Raw genomic sequence first — 17,106 nt, 5'->3', positions numbered from 1 at the left:
TATTTGTGAAAAATATTACGCCTACTATTGGCTGGGGATGGTGGTTTTTGCTTCATATAGTTGCTGTTCCTTTACTTTTTTATTTGGGAAAAAGCATTAATAAAAAACAGAATTAGTACGGAGGTGTGAATATGTATACACCTAGACTTGGTTGGACTTATTGGATTATACTTCATATAATTGCTATTCCACTTGTGATATATATAGGTTCTTTATTTAGAAATAAAAGTGATCCAAAGGAATAATTGTAATAATAGATTTTATCACAGCCTTCTCTCAGCAGTTTCATTTTATTATAAGTTTGTTTCACTGCCTTTTATTGGTATGAAAATCAATTTCAATGTACAATCTAAATTAAGTTATTGAAAGGCTTTGGCTACAGGCCATAAGCCTTTTCTTTTGTTTCTTTTTGTTTACATTCAAAAACTAAATTTACAACCATAATATTCTCATGTAGCCTAATTTAGGGTATAATATTCTCAATATATAATAATATAAATAATAAGAAGGAGAAGATGAAAATGGAAAACAACATTCTTGGTTCAACCTTGGTTTGTCAGGTTGCTATTGTTGTTCGCGATGTTGAAAAAGCTACTCAACGTTTTGCTGAACTAATTGGTGTAAATCCTCCAAAACCTTTTGTAGCTAATGAAGATGGTAGTGATACTGTTACATATAGGGGACAACCTACAAACGGAAGAGTAAAACTTTCTTTCTTTAACATGGAAAATTTAGTTATTGAGTTTATTGAACCTACCGATGATCCAACTACTTGGAAGGAATTTCTTGAAAATAATGGCCCTGGTGTTCATCATATCGCATTTAAAACTAAAGATAAAATGCTTGAAACAATAGAAAAACTTGAAGAGTTTGGCTTCCCACTCATTCAAAAAGGTAATAAATATGCTTATATTGATAGCTTAAACGACTTGGGTGTTATTATAGAATTACTTGATACTGATTAAATATTTAAGTATAACTTAAAATACTAAGTATTAAGATCAAGGGCTGTTTCTTTTTCTTCTGAAACAGCCCTTTAATTTGCTAATTTCTTTAGTTGTTTATATTTTCTATTGTGTAAAAGTTATTTTTCTTCATAAAGTTGCTAAATAGATTCTATATTAAATGGATTAGTCAGATAATAGTCTTCATACTTATAAAAATTCAAGAAAAGATGAATATATTACCTTTGTAAATACTATAATGAAGTACATTATTATTTAGCATACTTCATAAGTGCAGCAACAATATCTGGATATTTCCATGTAACAGTACTTCTATCAAGTAAACCAAAATTTTCTCCATCACCATAAAAAGCATTATTATCCCACCAGAAACATGTCATTCCTCTAGCTCTTGCTGCTTTAATATAGTATGTAGCATATTCTACTCTAGCCTGTAAGTTACCATTTTTATCCCTTGCACCAAATTCACCTATTACAACAGGTATTCCTTTGCTGATAAACTTATCATACAAACCGTCCATGAAATAGTCAATATCCCTGCGACTATACTCAGAATCTATGCTCCATTCAGATGTACTTCCACTTTCATTAGGTGATTGCAAAGCAAAATTATACGGTCTATATGCATGAACTGATACAATAATCCTATTCTTATATTTTGATTTATCAGTCGGCATCTTGAATTCTTTAATAAGAGCATAATCAGGTGATGCATCATATCCTGGGACCATTAGGTAACGTGAGGCATTATTCCCTCCAGTTGCTCTGACAGTATCTACAAAAACTTGATTAAGTTTATTTATTGATTCAACAGCGTCTTTGCATTCATCCTTATTCATATCAAGCCACCACTCATATTTTGTACCCGTGAGACGTGGCTCATTTACAGACTCAAAAATTAGATGGTTGTTATAAGTCTTGAATTTATTAGCTATTTGAGTCCATATACTTTTTACATATTGTATAGATGTTTTCATATGTTGGCTACTTGGATAATAGTACCCAGGCATAATATCATGGTGAATGTTGATTATTACATACATCCCATCTTTCATAGCATAATCAACAACTTCTTGCACTCTATTTAGCCATGCTTTGCTTATGGTAAAATTATTTCCCGAAACATGGTTATGCCATGAAACTGGAATTCTTATCGCATTGAACCCCGCTTTTTTTACTGCATCAATCATTTCCTTTGTAGTTTTCACTCCGCTCCACGCTGATTCATATAGAAGCTCATCATCAAAATTTGGATTGTCAAATGCAGCATCAAATGTATTTCCCAGATTCCAGCCTATTCTCATATCTTTAACAAACTTAAGTGCATCATTGTTCGGAATCTTTCGAGATTCAATACTTACATCTGGGATTTTTATTTTCTTACCTGTAGTAGGCATAGCATTAGCTGGGGTTTTAGAGCTGGATGCATTTACTTCTAACATTGATATTTGATACCCTCCTGTAAATAATATTCCAATAAGAATTGTGCACAAAGCAAAAATAATTCTACTCTTTTTCATTAGAAAATCTCCCCTCTCTTATTTATAAAAATATTCAGATGACTTTGTTTTAGATAATAAATTGTTATAAAAAGTCAAAATTGTGAAACGGACATGCATTTTTTTAATATACTCTTGATAAATCTTGTAATGCTTATATTCTAACTTATAATAAAATGATTCACTAAATTACATGAAATAACTATCATAAATTAATATATCACAATACATATAAATTTAAAAGAGTAAACAAATGGATTTTCTAAATTTTATATATTAATTTTAATAAATATATTTTCGTTTACATAAAAAAATTAAAAGAACAGTATCTTAAAACAACACTGCTCCATATTAAATATTATTGTATAAAATAAACATTTTATGCATAAGACAATAATTTTTGGTAATAATATATTACAGAAAAATAAATTTTAGGTTAATCTTATTACCAAAAAAAGGTAAAATGTATCAAATAGTCAAAATTATTTACACTCTCCCCCAACCACCAAGTAATTCAATTCAAATGTTCTTTTAATAACACTTTTTTCATCTATTATAACACTTTACCACAAAAACTAATCCTGTTGTCTTTTAAGTTCTCTTTCTTTTTTAATTACTGCCTGTTCATATCGTGCAATTTTATTATCCAAACGTTCTAATGTTTTTTGCATTTCTTCTATCCTTTTTGCAAGCTCCTTCCGCTGCTCTATTAAGAGTTCTTTTCTTGCTTCAATGGTTTCATCACCCTGTTGAAATAATGTAACATACTCAATTAATGTTTCAATCGGAAGACCTGCATTTCGCATACATTTAATAAATTCAACCCACTTGCAGTCTTCTTCTGTAAAATCCCTTATTCCGCTTTTATTACGATTTACATGAGGAATTAATCCAATACGTTCATAATATCGAAGTGTATCTTGTGAAATACCATATTTCTCACTTACTTCTGCAATGGTCATGAGATTTCACCTCATAATATTAAAGTTATCTAATAAAATACTTATCAAATGAAAAAAATTAACAATATAAGAATTGAAAAATTAATATTATTTTATATTGTTATATTCTTCATCACTTACAGGTTCTAACCATTCAACATTTCCTTTTTGGATATTAGTGCTTATAGCGATATGTGTAAACCAGCTATCCGGTGTAGCACCATGCCAATGTTTTATATTAGGTCCTATCTTTACTACATCTCCTTTATGAAGTATCTGTACTGGTTTCCCTTCTTCTTGATAATACCCTTTCCCTCCGGTAACAAGCAGAATCTGACCACCTGGATGTTTATGCCAATTATTTCTTGCACCAGGTTCAAAAGTTACATTTCCTATTATACAATTATAAGTGCCGCCTTCAGATACTAGTGTTTCAAGCCAAACATTCCCAATAAAATAATCATTTGTTATTTTTTGTCCTTTTGAAAATATAATATTTTCATGCAAATTATCATTTTTATCCATTTATAATCCTCCCCTTTCTTTTTAAAAATCTCAAAATGTTAGACCAATTTTATTCAACCAATTGATTATTTCTTTTTTTGCTGAATTCACTTGTGAACCATATATAGCAAGTCCACTTAAGATATTTGCGTTAGGGCATATTTTAGCAATATCTTTTTCACTTCTCCCTAATCCGCTTCCTTCATGGGTACAAAATGGAATAATAGTTTTTCCTGAAAAATCATGCTCTTCTAAAAATGTAAATACTGGCATTGGCATAGTGCCCCACCAGTTTGGATATCCTAAAAATATTACATCATATTGGTCCATTTTTTCTACGTATTTTACGAGTTTCGGTCTATCATTAGCACGCAGCTCATTTTGTGCTACTTTAGTTGCTTCATTGTAGTCATCAGGATAAGGTTTAATCGCTTCAATTTGAAATAAATCTCCTCCACTTATTTCTTGAATTAATTTTGCTACCACTTCTGTATTACCAACTGGTAAGTCTACAATTCTTCCACTAACATAATTGTTCCCTTTTCGAGAAAAATAGGCTATCAAATATTTATTACCCATTTCATAGACCTCACTCTCAAATTAATATAATAAATTTTATTAAGCCAATGGGGACGGTTCTTCCTGGCTTACTGTTCTCCTTCCAAACACCAATTGAGTATTTCTTGGATGGACTATGCCAAATAGAACCATCCTCGTTTGCATCGTTTGCTTACTTCTTCCTAGTTGGAAAGGGAGGTGTAATATCAAATGTTTTAGACACATCTTTTAATAGCTCAGATATTTTCAAATGTTGTGGACAAGATTTTTCGCACTGTTCACATCCTATGCAGTCTTCTGCTTTGCCATATCTTGATGTAAGGTTCAAATAATAAACAAATTGACTTGATATATTGCTTGTTGTAGCAAGTTTTGTATTGTTATATAATGCAAAATAGTCTGAAATAGCAATTTTTTGGAGACAATCTTTTTCGCAATATCTGCAACCAGTGCAAGGAATAACTGTGTTTTCATTAATAATTTCTATTGCTTTATTAATAATCTTATATTCTTCTTCATTTAGTGGTTTGAAGTCAGTCATATAGGATGTATTATCAAGAACCTGTTCTGTAGAGTTCATTCCACTTAAAACCATTATAACACCTTCTTGACTTGCCGCAAAACGAATAGCCCATGAAGCATTTGAAGCATTTGGATTGTACTCCTTAAATATCTCTTCAGCTTTTTTTGGAAGGTTAGCAAGATTCCCGCCTTTACATGGTTCCATAACTATTATTGGTTTATTATGCTTTCTTGCAACCTCATAGCATCTTTTTGATTGAATTCCTGGATTTTCCCAATCAATATAATTTATTTGCAACTGAACAAAATCTATTTCAGGATGGTTAGTTAAAATTTCATCAAGTAATTCTGGTGTGTCATGAAATGATAATCCAAAATTCTTTATTTTACCTTCTTTTTTCTTTTCGAAACCAAAGCCAAAGCTATCCAACTCACAAGCTTTTTTATACGCATTAACACCAATATTGTGAAGTAGATAATAATCAAAATATTCCACTCCACAGTTATTCAATTGCTCATTAAAAATTCTTTCTTGATCCTCATATGTTATTAAATCTCTCATTGGTAGTTTTGTAGCAAATGTAAACTTATCTCTACTATATCTCTTAACAAGAGCCTCTCTCATTATCTCTTCACTCATATAGTTATGATATGTATATGCAGTATCAAAGTAATAAAACCCTTTTTCTAAAAAAATGTCTACCATTTTTTCAAGTGTTTCTTTATCTATTGATGTATTATCACTTTTGTCAAGCAGTGGCAACCGCATACAACCAAAACCTAACCTTTTATTCATATGCTTCACTCCTATTTTAATTTTAATAATGTTGTTAATTTTATCTTTTTATACACATATAATCTATATGAATAATATACTTTTTTGAGTTAACTCCAAGTCAAGCATTTTTTTATTTTTATTATAAAATTAGCTTCATGCAAGCTGATAGTTAATTTAGCATTTAGGTTTTTAATAAAACTTATTATTCATTATTGAAATTTACTTGACTTGAAGTTAACTACACGTGTTATGATATTTATCAATTAACTTTATTGTTAATACATAAACAGTTATGTGTTTGATAATTCAAATATTAAATATTTTGCTTATGATGCTGAGGTGTTTTTATGTTTTCAAATAATGAATTGAAAAAACTGATTATTCCGCTCTTTATGGAACAGATTCTAATTGTAATTATGGGCATAATTACTACAATGATGATTTATTATGCTGGAGAAGAAACAATATCAGGTGTTTCATTGGTTGATATGATAAATTTTCTAGTTATCTTTGTATTAGGTGCACTTGCTACTGGTGGTGCTGTGGTTGTTTCTCAATACATTGGTAATAAAGAAGAAGATCAGGCCTCTAAAGCTGCAAATCAGCTAAATTCTATCGTTTTTATTTTTTCAATCATACTTATGGTAATCGTAATTTTTTTCAAAAATCCAATTCTTACTGGACTTTTTGGAAAAGTAAATAATAATGTAATGAAAGCAGCTATAATATTTTTTATATATTCTGGTTTATCTTATCCATTTTTTAGGCATCTATAACTCTATTGCGGCAGTTTTTCGTTCTATAGGTAAGTCTAATATTACTATGAATACTTCATTTGCAATGAACAAAATAAATGTTTTAGGAAGTGCTTTAGGAATCTTTGTTTTTGAGCCAACGGGGACGGTTCTGAATGGTTCGTATTGTATACCATTAGGGGAGCACCTCAAACCGTCCCCGGTGGTTACGGTGGTTAATTATTGATAAATACTATAATAGGCATAGTTAATTTTTAAAGTCAATATAAATGTTTTAATGAATATTAGGAATTGAAATTGGGAAAAAATATCTTATAAATCTTAATTTTTGGAGTATACAATGTCTTATTCTAAAAAAGAATTAAATAAAAAATTAAAAGCTAATAGATTAATAAATGAAAAGTCACCTTACCTACTCCAACATGCTTATAATCCTGTTGACTGGTATCCTTGGTGCGAAGAAGCTTTTAACACTGCAAAGATAGAAAATAAACCTGTATTTTTAAGCATTGGATATTCCACTTGCCATTGGTGCCATGTTATGGCACATGAAAGTTTTGAAGATGATGAAGTTGCAAGGTTAATGAATGATACGTTTATAAATATAAAAGTAGATAGAGAAGAAAGACCAGATATTGACGCTATATATATGAATGTTTGTCAGTTGCTAACTGGTAGCGGAGGATGGCCTTTAACTATTATTATGACACCTGATAAACAGCCTTTTTATGCTGCAACATATATCCCTAAAAATAGCAGGTATGGAAGAATAGGAATGTTAGAATTAATTCCATTAATAAAAGAGATATGGGAAAAAAGATATGATGAGATTCAGAAAATTACACAACAACTTCATTCGAGCTTAAGAAATATCACAATAGAAAGTAATGGCACTAAAATGAATACTGATGTAATAGATGAAGCTTATAGCCAATTTAGACATATATATGACAATGAAAACGGAGGATTTGGTAGCGCCCCAAAATTTCCATCTCCGCATAATTTTATGTTTCTATTAAGATATTGGAAAAGAACTAAAAATAAAGATGTCTTAAATATGGTAGTTCAATCACTTGATAAAATGAGTAGTGGGGGAATATTTGATCATGTAGGTTATGGGTTTCATAGATATTCTACTGATAAATATTGGAAAGTACCTCATTTTGAAAAAATGCTATATGACCAGGCATTGCTAACAATAGCATATACTGAGTGCTATTTAGAAACTAAAAATAAGAAATATGAAAATGTAGTAAATAAAACAATTCAATACGTTTTAAGAAACTTAACTTCTGAAAATGGTGGTTTTTTTTCGGCTGAAGATGCTGATAGTGAAGGTAAGGAAGGCAAATTTTATTTGTGGTCATATGAAGAACTTGAAAATGTTTTAGATCAAGATGAATTCAACATATTTACAAAAGTATTTAATATTAAGCATGAAGGTAATTTCTTAGAAGAGGCTACTGGCAGAGAAACAGGAGCTAATATTTTATATTTAAAAAAACCATTAGTTGAATTACAAAATGACTTTGATATTCTTAATTTAGAAGATAAAATTGAAGAAATATTAAAAAAACTTTTTTTAGTTAGAGAAAAAAGACAAAAGCCATTTCTTGATGATAAGATTTTGGTTGATTGGAATGGTCTAATGATTGCAGCATTAAGCAAAGCTTATAAAGCATTTGAAAATAATGAGTATATTATTGCTGCAAAAAAGGCATGCGAATTCATATTAGATAGTCTAATGCAAAATAATAGACTTTATCATATGTATAAAGATGGTGAATGGAGGATATTAGCTTATCTTGATGATTATGCATTTATGATATGGGGACTTCTTGAACTATATGAAGCAACATTTGAAATTAATTATTTAGAAGCAGCTTTGAAACTAAATGATGATGTTTTTAAATACTTCAGTGATGATAAAAAAGGAGGTTTTTACTTTACTCCATATGATAATGAACAACTATTGATTAGGAATAAAGAAATATATGATGGTGCTATTCCTTCTGGAAACTCTGTAATGGCTATGAATTTACTTAAACTTTCAAGGATTACTGGAAATATCAGTTTTGAAGAAAAAGCTCACGAATTTTATGTCTCTTTTTCAAAAGCTGTTAAAGAACATCCAATAGGATATTCATATTTATTGTGCTCTGTTGATTATGCTTTGACTTGTAATTTTGAGATAGTAATTGTTGGTAATCCTGATTCTGAAGAAACAAAACAAATAATAAAAATACTAAGAAATGAATTCCTGCCTAATAAGGTCATATTATTTAAACCGACAAATGAAAAAGAAGCTCATAAACTTCACAAAATTGCTGAATATACAAAGTATCAAGATATAGTTAACAATAAAACAACTGTGTATATATGTAAAGATTTTGTGTGTAATAAACCTATTAATGATCTTACTGAAGTATTAAATTTTATTAAAAATATAAGTTAATTTCTATATTTAAAAAACAAACAATTTTTCATTATATTTTTTTAATAACTCTATGTTAATCATTTTTTCTTTGTTAAATTTCATATATTTTTTAATAACGAATTTTTGGCTATTTATTGTTTACCATTATTTAATATTAACCAATCATATTATAAGAGTACTAAAGGTACCTCGTTCGAGGCGAAATTAAACAACATAGACTATCGGAATATTACCAAGTTTTTGTTCGAGTTGTTCTCTCAAAAACCGTTCACCAACAGCCCTAATTTCTTCTTTATAACAATATTTCCCCCTACCTCGACCAGTCATAATAGATTTATCATACAACTCTATGGTATTAGGAAACGCATCATTATTGATAGCTTTATGAACATAGCTGTACGTCATAAAAATTATTTCAATAAAAAGTTGATTTTTTACTTTTTCAGAAAGTTGATCTGACAGTTGATTAATTAAACGCTTATACAGTTCCATCCAATTATCCACCAATACTACAGGAGCTATCAGCATACCCACTTTATATCCTGCATCGCACATTTTGTTTAAAGCATTAATCCTTTTTACTAAAGATGATGTTCCAAATTCAACCTTTTGAATAATTTCTTGTGGATTTACACTCATTCGCATGATAACACGCCCTCTATGGTTTAGTGGAAGGAAAGGCTCTACCATATCAAACTTTGTTGGGAATGTAAGGTAACCTTTTTCACATCTACTAAATTGTTCGATTGTCCATTCTAAATTTCCCGTAATTGTATTTTCTAAAACCAAATCGCTATTACTCCCAATTTCAAATATAAGTTCCTTTTCCGATTGTCTTGCAGTCTTGAGCAATTTATCCATCATTTCTTCACGATTGACAAACAATCTGAAATATGAGCATTTATTATAATTACAAACCAAATAACAATAAAGGCACATAGCACTGCAACCTGACGAAGTATACGGTACTAAGAAATTAGAAATCTTATTATTGGGTGTGTATTTTAAAGATTTTCTAACGCCAATTACAAGATGACGCTTCATTTTAGCAAATTCATTATTTTGTTTTTTTTGTAAGTGTTCGATATTGTTGTGATTTTCTATTGGTATCCATGGAATATGTGAAAATTTGTTCTTTAAGTATTTTCCAAGTTCATAGTTAAGAACAGGCGGCTCATAAAAAATCATATCCGGATTCAAAGTAATATCACCTATTACATCACTTTTTTAAATTAGTTTGTCCGCAAATATACTTATTAATTCGAATTTATATAACTTTAGCATTTCCATTTACTTGTTTAAACGCTTGAATTACCATGTTACTAAATTATTCATAAATAATTATGTGTATCCCATAAGTACTGTTAATTTTATTCTTATAATGCTAATTATATAATTTTTAGCATAGTTTTTATCATTCTAATTTTTTATATTTAGCATCTCCTATACAATCCTTGCTGTAAGTCCAATTGTATCAAAATAGTTTCCATTCTCAGCTTCCATTAATTTAATATCGCTTCGTGCATATGGATTATCACATTGCAACCAATCGTTCCAAGCCTCCATGTGGCAAGTGTGTGAAAAGCATTGGTTAATTATAATATTAGGCGACTTTTCCCATAGTGTTTTCCACCATTTAGCTGAATAGAATTTCATGTCCTCTTGCCAAAATGGTTTTAATTCCTCTGGCACTCCTTGAAAAAAATCTTCTTTCAATCCAGGTACAGAAACTGCTATTATACCATTTTCTTTTACTAATGGAACAATATATTGATCAAGAAATTCTGTTTCAGCTCCATAATAGTGATAGGAATCAATACTTATAACCGCATCAAAGTAATTATTTGCAAAAGGCAATGCATGTGCTTCAGCATGAATTGGAATTATCTTATCATCAAGACCAAACTCTTTAAAACGTTGATAATTTTCTGTTGGATTTATCCAAAGGTCTATTGCAAACACTTGAACGTTAAACTCCTTAGCTAAAAAAATAGAAGTCAAGCCAGTACCACAACCTAAATCCAAAACACGCATATTAGGCTGCAAGTTAATTTTTTGAGTTAATTCTTCTATTAATCTAAGACAATTAGGTCCCATTAAATTCTTCATTAAAAAATCTCTTTCAAAAATTGTGTTTTTCCCAAATTTCATTTTCAATTTTATCCTTTCAAAATTAATTTTTGGCTAAACTATATCAAGAATATGTATTATAATATCATTTTAGCATTAATATTATTTCATGAAAATAAGAAACATTATTATACTGTTAAAACCATCACCATTGGCTTTATTAGTAGTTTTTGATAGAATTATATCTAAAGTAAAATTACAATATGGAGGAAAATATGAGTGTTTATTATGAGGTAATTTCTGAAGATAATGTTTTACGTATTAAGGAATTATGTAATGAATTAATGATATATCAAAAATTTTTAGCAAAGATTCATCCAGAATTTTTCGATGGAATGTCCTTTGAAATAAGGATGCTTCCTGCACTTAAAAGTTCAAAGGCCAATTTCATAGTTGTAGCTAAAGATGGTGAAGAAGTTGTAGGGTATGCTTATAGCAATATTGCTTCCAAATATATCTACACAAATAATTTCGCAACATTAAACTGTGATGCATTTTTTGATTTCAATTCTGTAAATGGTGAAGATGTAGGCTGTCTTTCACAGTTTTACATAAAAGATGAATATAGAAACAGAGGAATTGGAAGCATGTTATTTGATAAGTCTATGGAGTGGTTAAATTCCTTTGATTACATAAATGACATATTTATCTTTGTATCAAATGGAAATGAAAATGCACTTAAATTTTATCTAAATAAAGGTTTTAAAATTAGTCATCAAATTTTGGATGGATTTATAATTGTGCTAAGAAATTTATAAAGTTTAGTATTATAGAGGGTGTCAAAGAAGATTTTTAAACACCCTCGGTTATTTTGTATATCTTAGTATTTAGTATAAATTTTCCATATATAATACCATTTTAAAATATTATCTTGTTATTTAGATAGCCCTCTTTGTATTAGTGATTGCATCTGTTACACAAGTAATTAATTTACTCTATCTAATGATTATCTATGAAGTTTTACATATTCTATTCAATTATTCGGCTTCTTCCTTCTTTTCTTGGTTTTATATCAGGATATGGTCCGTCACAATACCCAAATATAACAAAGCATCTTGCAACATAGTTTTCAGGAATTTGCCAATCCTTTAATAATTTTTTACCCAATTCATTTTCAAATGTGTCTTCAGCTCTTGCTATAATACAAGAAGAAATACCTAAGGCAGTAGCCTCTAATACCATGTTTTCTGTACAGCAAAAAGCATCTGCTATGCTATTTAAGAAGTTTTTTGCAGAAAATACCACACAAACTGAAGGTGCACCATAAAAAGCATTATTGATAGTGGGATCATCAATGATTGATGGTTGGTCTTTAGATACGTATGAACCAGCAATCTTACTTCTATCAAAGCATGCAAAATTAAGCTTTCCAATTGTTTCTGTCAATTCTTTGTTATGAACACCGACAATAATAGTTCCTTGTCTTCCACCTGCATTTGGAGCATATAGGCCTGCTTCTATTATTTTTTCTAAATCCTCTTTTGGAATTTGCTTATCTTGATATTTGCGAATAGACCTTCTTTTTTTAATTAAATCCAATAATTCCATTATACTACCTCCTCGTATTTGTAGAGTGTCCAGAGATGGTCTTTTAGGTTAAAATATGTCTGGAAACCCTCTTTTTCATATCTCGTAAATTTCTGAAAACATATATCCAACAAATCCCGATACTCATTTGAGGTTATTCCTATATCCTTTTCCTCACTAGTTGGACAATACCTTGCAAAAGCATATACATCTACCTTATAATCCACAATAGTATCAATAATATTAGGTATTTCTTTAATGTTTTTTCCAGACACAGTTGTCATTATAACAGAACGAATACCTGCACTTTTAATGCAAGAGATTTTTCATGAGTGCAATCAAAGAAGTCAGGCTTCCTAAACCAATCATGAGTTCCCCTCATCCCATCAATTGAAAGTTGGTATTTCTGTCATCCATATTCTTTCAGTTTTTTGCATACTTGGTCACTTAAATGATAAGGGTTACCGAGTATTGTAAATGGAATCTTTTTCTTTTTAAGTAGCTGTAGTAGATCCCAAAAATTTTGATGAAGAATAGGGTCTCCACCTGTAATATAAAAATATGGTAATCGTTCATACGTCTCACACATATTGCAGCAGTTTTCAACGACATGTTGCATCTGCTTCCAACTCATAGACTCAATATTCTTACAATTGTTTTCTGAGAAGATATAACAATGTTTACAACGTTGATCTCATTCGTCTGTAATGTGCCACTGAAAAGCAAAATATTTTTTCATTATTAATTACCTCTTTTTATATGAAAACTAACAGTAGTTTATTTTTTGTAAAAGACCCCGGCAAGAGCATCTATACCGAAGATGTTTTTAATGTGTTTGACTTACTATTCATTGTCGCCAGCACCGCAGGCAGAACCACAAGCTGTAGGTTTCTCTTCTGGTTTGTCAGTTGTACCACAAGCAGCAGGTGCATCATCTGCAGCACCACATGAAGCAGGTCTCTCAGAAGTTTCATCTGAAGCTCCACATGAAGAACCGCATGAAGATACAGCCTCATTTTTGTTCCATTCAAATAGATCAGAAAGTGCTATAATATTCACCTCCATTTTGATTTTACAATTTTTGTTAGACTGTAATTATTATTTTAACTTCACTTTTGAAAAATTAAAGTACGCACATTTCTATTACTTAGTTATATTTTTATAACTAAGTTGTTTAAAAATAATCTTAGATTATTATTTTAATGTAACATTCAGAAATATACTTATAGAGGAGATGATACTATGCTGACAAAAGAAGAATTACCAGAATGTCCTGTATCAACTACAGTTCAACTGATTGGCAGCAAATGGAAATTATTGATTTTGCGAAATCTACTTCAACGTCCTCATCGCTTTAACGAACATAAAAAAACATCCCAGGTATAAGTCAAAAGGTATTGACTGATAGTTTAAGGTCTATGGAAGCTGATGGACTTATTATTCGCACTGTTTATCCATAAATACCCCCACGTGTTGAGTACTCCTTAAGTGAATTAGGCGAACGTATGCGTCCAATAATCAAAGCTATGGAAATTTGGGGAGTCGAGTATCAGAAAATTGTAAAAAGTTAAAAAAGTAAAATTTCTTAAAAAAATACAATAATAAGTTTTTTCATTCTAACAATAAAATTTCATCCTAAACCTATGGATTAAAACCGTTATCCATATAGCAGCAATAGTTAGTGCTGGAATCATATATAAATAGTTTCCTGTAATACAAAGTTTAGGCCCAAATGAATAAAATTGTTTGTCAATAGACCTTTTAGTTTATCAATGAAGCTAAATCAAATATATTTTATTTTTCTCTGTGTTAATATTCTAGAATTGTACGATATATGTATTTCTATTGGCAATGGTAAAAGAAAAAAAGGATTTTCCTATTTCACCTTATACAAAAACGATTTTCAATTGTATATAGTGAAATCGGAAAACCCTTATTTATAGTTTTCATATTAATTTTTTTCATGTTCATAAATATCATAGTTATAATTCTTAGGAATATAAGTCCCCAAAAAAAGTATTCCTTTGTTTATTCCAAAGCTGCAAACAGCATTGTATTATTTCTTAATCTTAACTGTTCTATTTTTACAGTAATCAATATATTCTGAAATTTCATTATCACTCATTTGTGGATATGTTTGTATTATATTGTCTATAATAGACTGTATATATTCAAACTGTTTTATATTGACATTTACAAATAGTAAATGAGGATAAAATAATTTGATATTGAAAATATTAATTGTTTCCTTCAAATTTTGTTTACATAAAAATATTGATATTATTTAAAATATTCAGATTCAAAACATATTAGAAATCGAACTACATACAAAAATAGATTAAAAAATGGTATTAAAAATAATTGTGAATTTTCGAGAATATCAATATATGTCAAAAATTTATGCCTATATTAAACTTTCACTTATCCATTATTGATTTGAATAAGTTGATACTCCATCTTTCCAAGCCCAATTTTCTCAGCATGTTTAAGAACTGACCTTCCTTTTTCAAAAAGCTTCTTTCCACTATTTTTCTGAACCAAATCTAAACATGCTGTATCTAAAGCAACAGGATCTTTTGCAGCAAGAATACCAATATTATTTGTAATTGGTTTCATAGGTGCACCAACGCAATCACACTCATCTGTAATATTGGTAACAAAGGTGATATATATGATATCCTTGTCTTTTGAAGCTCCGTAAGCATACTCGGCAAGTTTCTCATGAAAATGTGCTCCTCCCCAAGTGTTTCTGATTGCACTCTTTGGACAGACAGCTATGCATCCTGCACAACCAACACATTTATTTTGATCAATTACTGCAGTTTTATTAATTTGAATAGCACTAAAGTTGCATTTCTTTACACAGATTCCACAAGATATACAACTTTTAGCATCAACAATAGGTGATATGCCAGAATGCTGTTCCAGTTTGCCACCTCTTGAAGCAAATCCCATAGCAAGCTGTTTTAATGCTCCTCCAAATCCAGCTGCAATATGCCCTTTAAAATGGCTCATGACAATAAATTGTCTAAACTTCCCATATCCTTTGCCAATCTTACACTTTTTTATATATTCTTTATTAATTTCAATTTCATCATATTCTGTTCCAATATCTCCATCCGCTATTATTATTGGAATCTGAGTAAAGCCATGCTCTTTTGCTGTTTCAACATGAAGATCTGTAGTTGTTCTTGAACCTCTATATAATACATTAGTTTCAATATAATATGGAGAAATACCATTTCCCTTTAGATAATTAATTATTTCATCGTAGCATTTTGCAGGGATAAAGGTCTTATTTCCTTTCTCACCAAAATGAACTTTAATAGCTATCTCATTTTCAAACTTATACCCTGTTTCTGATACTACTTTTTTGAGTAGTTCTAAAGCATCTTTCCCAAGCTGTTCGTAATTAGATTGAGTATTTCTAATAAAATAAACTTTGCTCATTTTTGCACCTTCCATTTCGAATAATATATGTTATTAAATAAATCTCTACATATTGTGTATATTTAGATATATCTATCATCAGAAGCATCTCGAGTAAATACAAAATTAATATAATATTTTTTATTATAAAGCTTTACACAGATTATCGTCATTTAGACTGTGATATTTTTAGTAATATTTATTACTCTATTGTTGCCTCCTCAGCTATATTTCTATTAATTTCGTTGTTTTTTTTCAGTATTAATAATAAGCATATCTTCTTCATATTTATTTACTCTTTTAAGTATTACTCCAAAAACCAATACTTGTCTGTTATATAGCCCCAAATAGGTTGTGTAATTATTCCAACAATAGAATATGCAGCAAGTGCAATTCCTATTTGTGTATAACTAAAACCTTTCTGCTGAAAATATTACGCTAAGAATGGCATAAAACAAGCTATTGCTGCACATACAAAAATGTAAAGAACCTTTAATTTTATAGATAATACACTGGCAATATTCATGATCGGTTCCTTTCTTTTTTCGATTCTTTTCTGATTTTTTCAATATTAACAGTCATACTTTTTTAGTTGATGATGTAAGGATTTCCTATACAAAAGTATAGTTAATAAAAGCAATTCAGAAACATTTCTTTTTCATATGGTTTTATCTAATAAAATTGGTTGCAATTCTCTGTTCTTTTTCTGGTAAACCAAACTTTTCTTTTCCTAATGCAATACTCTTTATTAAGAATGCCATGTTTCTACCTAATGTACGCATTGTTTGTAATCCTTCTTCATCTTTTCTAACATCATCTGGTGTATATCCATGAACACTGTTCCAGTATTGGCTAGATGTAATTGGCATGCCTGAAATTGTAAAATATTTATTAATTTCATCATCTGTATCCTACACATCCTCTGATATCTTTGTTTCCTACATGTATAATTTCTGTTTCAATTCCCTGTTCGTTTAAGATTCTTGCTACTTCACTCAATGCTGTAAATGTACAACCTTTCTCATTTGGACTTCCATTTATTAATAGTACTTTCATATTCT

16 protein-coding genes and 3 pseudogenes are annotated in these 17,106 nt (G+C 29.7%); 5 read left to right on the top strand and 14 right to left on the bottom strand.

Going from position 1 to position 17,106, the window contains the following annotated elements:
* The first annotated feature begins 521 nt into the window (after window positions 1–521).
* Window positions 522–965: a VOC family protein gene (locus ACAG39_11935; protein MEZ0537937.1), complete on the top strand. Its 444-nt coding sequence runs from the start codon at window positions 522–524 to the stop codon at window positions 963–965.
* A 251-nt stretch (window positions 966–1,216) separates the two neighbouring features.
* Here the strand turns inward: ACAG39_11935 and ACAG39_11930 are convergent, their stop codons facing one another.
* The 5 genes from ACAG39_11930 to ACAG39_11910 all read right to left on the bottom strand — a co-directional run bounded on the left by ACAG39_11930 (window position 1,217) and on the right by ACAG39_11910 (window position 5,785).
* Complete coding sequence (locus ACAG39_11930) at window positions 1,217–2,485, bottom strand: glycoside hydrolase family 5 protein (protein MEZ0537936.1); 1,269 nt, start codon at window positions 2,483–2,485, stop codon at window positions 1,217–1,219.
* A gap of 554 nt (window positions 2,486–3,039) precedes the next feature.
* Window positions 3,040–3,426, bottom strand: a complete 387-nt coding sequence (locus tag ACAG39_11925; protein MEZ0537935.1) for a MerR family transcriptional regulator — start codon at window positions 3,424–3,426, stop codon at window positions 3,040–3,042.
* A gap of 87 nt (window positions 3,427–3,513) precedes the next feature.
* Window positions 3,514–3,930 (bottom strand): cupin domain-containing protein, encoded by a 417-nt coding sequence (locus tag ACAG39_11920; GenBank protein MEZ0537934.1) that lies wholly within the window; start codon window positions 3,928–3,930, stop codon window positions 3,514–3,516.
* A 30-nt stretch (window positions 3,931–3,960) separates the two neighbouring features.
* Window positions 3,961–4,488 carry a flavodoxin gene (locus ACAG39_11915; GenBank protein MEZ0537933.1) on the bottom strand — a complete coding sequence of 176 codons (528 nt, stop codon included), beginning with the start codon at window positions 4,486–4,488 and terminating at the stop codon, window positions 3,961–3,963.
* A 151-nt stretch (window positions 4,489–4,639) separates the two neighbouring features.
* Complete coding sequence (locus ACAG39_11910) at window positions 4,640–5,785, bottom strand: aldo/keto reductase (GenBank protein ID MEZ0537932.1); 1,146 nt, start codon at window positions 5,783–5,785, stop codon at window positions 4,640–4,642.
* Between the two features lie 329 nt (window positions 5,786–6,114).
* On the opposite strand from ACAG39_11910, the gene ACAG39_11905 reads away from it, so the two are divergent.
* Both ACAG39_11905 and ACAG39_11900 read left to right on the top strand, forming a co-directional pair.
* Window positions 6,115–6,543 carry an MATE family efflux transporter gene (locus ACAG39_11905; GenBank protein ID MEZ0537931.1) on the top strand — a complete coding sequence of 143 codons (429 nt, stop codon included), beginning with the start codon at window positions 6,115–6,117 and terminating at the stop codon, window positions 6,541–6,543.
* A 319-nt stretch (window positions 6,544–6,862) separates the two neighbouring features.
* On the top strand, window positions 6,863–8,977 hold the full coding sequence (locus ACAG39_11900; protein MEZ0537930.1) for a thioredoxin domain-containing protein: 2,115 nt from the start codon (window positions 6,863–6,865) through the stop codon (window positions 8,975–8,977).
* A 186-nt stretch (window positions 8,978–9,163) separates the two neighbouring features.
* Here the strand turns inward: ACAG39_11900 and ACAG39_11895 are convergent, their stop codons facing one another.
* Entirely contained in the window at window positions 9,164–10,147 is a 984-nt protein-coding gene (locus ACAG39_11895) for a radical SAM protein (protein MEZ0537929.1), read from the bottom strand.
* A gap of 255 nt (window positions 10,148–10,402) precedes the next feature.
* Entirely contained in the window at window positions 10,403–11,110 is a 708-nt protein-coding gene (locus ACAG39_11890) for a cyclopropane-fatty-acyl-phospholipid synthase family protein (protein MEZ0537928.1), read from the bottom strand.
* Window positions 11,111–11,304: 194 nt separating this feature from the next.
* Between ACAG39_11890 and ACAG39_11885 the strand changes: the two genes are divergently transcribed.
* Window positions 11,305–11,847, top strand: a complete 543-nt coding sequence (locus ACAG39_11885) for a GNAT family N-acetyltransferase (GenBank protein MEZ0537927.1) — start codon at window positions 11,305–11,307, stop codon at window positions 11,845–11,847.
* 211 nt (window positions 11,848–12,058) lie between these two features.
* Here the strand turns inward: ACAG39_11885 and ACAG39_11880 are convergent, their stop codons facing one another.
* From ACAG39_11880 to acgA, 4 genes are all read right to left on the bottom strand, one after another.
* Window positions 12,059–12,637 carry a nitroreductase family protein gene (locus tag ACAG39_11880; protein MEZ0537926.1) on the bottom strand — a complete coding sequence of 193 codons (579 nt, stop codon included), beginning with the start codon at window positions 12,635–12,637 and terminating at the stop codon, window positions 12,059–12,061.
* Window positions 12,637–12,900 (bottom strand): hypothetical protein, encoded by a 264-nt coding sequence (locus tag ACAG39_11875; GenBank protein ID MEZ0537925.1) that lies wholly within the window; start codon window positions 12,898–12,900, stop codon window positions 12,637–12,639. The genes ACAG39_11880 and ACAG39_11875 overlap by 1 nt, the downstream gene beginning before the upstream one ends.
* 125 nt (window positions 12,901–13,025) lie before the next feature.
* Complete coding sequence (locus tag ACAG39_11870; GenBank protein MEZ0537924.1) at window positions 13,026–13,250, bottom strand: hypothetical protein; 225 nt, start codon at window positions 13,248–13,250, stop codon at window positions 13,026–13,028.
* 209 nt (window positions 13,251–13,459) lie between these two features.
* Complete coding sequence (gene acgA, locus ACAG39_11865; GenBank protein ID MEZ0537923.1) at window positions 13,460–13,681, bottom strand: ACGX-repeat peptide; 222 nt, start codon at window positions 13,679–13,681, stop codon at window positions 13,460–13,462.
* A 177-nt stretch (window positions 13,682–13,858) separates the two neighbouring features.
* On the opposite strand from acgA, the pseudogene ACAG39_11860 reads away from it, so the two are divergent.
* Window positions 13,859–14,187: pseudogene (locus tag ACAG39_11860) on the top strand (winged helix-turn-helix transcriptional regulator).
* A gap of 850 nt (window positions 14,188–15,037) precedes the next feature.
* On the opposite strand, the gene ACAG39_11855 reads toward ACAG39_11860, so the two are convergent.
* The 3 genes and pseudogenes from ACAG39_11855 to ACAG39_11845 form a co-directional block, all read right to left on the bottom strand.
* A complete protein-coding gene (locus tag ACAG39_11855; GenBank protein MEZ0537922.1) occupies window positions 15,038–16,066 on the bottom strand; it encodes a DUF362 domain-containing protein in 1,029 nt (342 codons plus the stop codon).
* A 286-nt stretch (window positions 16,067–16,352) separates the two neighbouring features.
* A pseudogene (locus tag ACAG39_11850) lies at window positions 16,353–16,466 on the bottom strand (hypothetical protein).
* 247 nt (window positions 16,467–16,713) lie between these two features.
* A pseudogene (locus tag ACAG39_11845) lies at window positions 16,714–17,101 on the bottom strand (flavodoxin family protein).
* Window positions 17,102–17,106 lie beyond the last annotated feature (5 nt).

It is taken from the genome of Caldicellulosiruptoraceae bacterium PP1, from assembly GCA_041320695.1.
Taxonomy (GTDB): Bacteria; Bacillota; Thermoanaerobacteria; order Caldicellulosiruptorales; family Caldicellulosiruptoraceae; genus JBGGOQ01.
This window is presented reverse-complemented; position numbering and strand designations above follow the sequence as displayed.

Coding starts and splice junctions, on each gene's coding strand:
- ACAG39_11935 (MEZ0537937.1), top strand. CDS start 522: ATGGAAAACAACATTCTTGGTTCAACCTTGGTTTGTCAGGTTGCTATT.
- ACAG39_11930 (MEZ0537936.1), bottom strand. CDS start 2,485: ATGAAAAAGAGTAGAATTATTTTTGCTTTGTGCACAATTCTTATTGGA.
- ACAG39_11925 (MEZ0537935.1), bottom strand. CDS start 3,426: ATGACCATTGCAGAAGTAAGTGAGAAATATGGTATTTCACAAGATACA.
- ACAG39_11920 (MEZ0537934.1), bottom strand. CDS start 3,930: ATGGATAAAAATGATAATTTGCATGAAAATATTATATTTTCAAAAGGA.
- ACAG39_11915 (MEZ0537933.1), bottom strand. CDS start 4,488: ATGGGTAATAAATATTTGATAGCCTATTTTTCTCGAAAAGGGAACAAT.
- ACAG39_11910 (MEZ0537932.1), bottom strand. CDS start 5,785: ATGAATAAAAGGTTAGGTTTTGGTTGTATGCGGTTGCCACTGCTTGAC.
- ACAG39_11905 (MEZ0537931.1), top strand. CDS start 6,115: ATGTTTTCAAATAATGAATTGAAAAAACTGATTATTCCGCTCTTTATG.
- ACAG39_11900 (MEZ0537930.1), top strand. CDS start 6,863: ATGTCTTATTCTAAAAAAGAATTAAATAAAAAATTAAAAGCTAATAGA.
- ACAG39_11895 (MEZ0537929.1), bottom strand. CDS start 10,147: ATGATTTTTTATGAGCCGCCTGTTCTTAACTATGAACTTGGAAAATAC.
- ACAG39_11890 (MEZ0537928.1), bottom strand. CDS start 11,110: ATGAAATTTGGGAAAAACACAATTTTTGAAAGAGATTTTTTAATGAAG.
- ACAG39_11885 (MEZ0537927.1), top strand. CDS start 11,305: ATGAGTGTTTATTATGAGGTAATTTCTGAAGATAATGTTTTACGTATT.
- ACAG39_11880 (MEZ0537926.1), bottom strand. CDS start 12,637: ATGGAATTATTGGATTTAATTAAAAAAAGAAGGTCTATTCGCAAATAT.
- ACAG39_11875 (MEZ0537925.1), bottom strand. CDS start 12,900: ATGACAACTGTGTCTGGAAAAAACATTAAAGAAATACCTAATATTATT.
- ACAG39_11870 (MEZ0537924.1), bottom strand. CDS start 13,250: ATGAGTTGGAAGCAGATGCAACATGTCGTTGAAAACTGCTGCAATATG.
- acgA (MEZ0537923.1), bottom strand. CDS start 13,681: ATGGAGGTGAATATTATAGCACTTTCTGATCTATTTGAATGGAACAAA.
- ACAG39_11855 (MEZ0537922.1), bottom strand. CDS start 16,066: ATGAGCAAAGTTTATTTTATTAGAAATACTCAATCTAATTACGAACAG.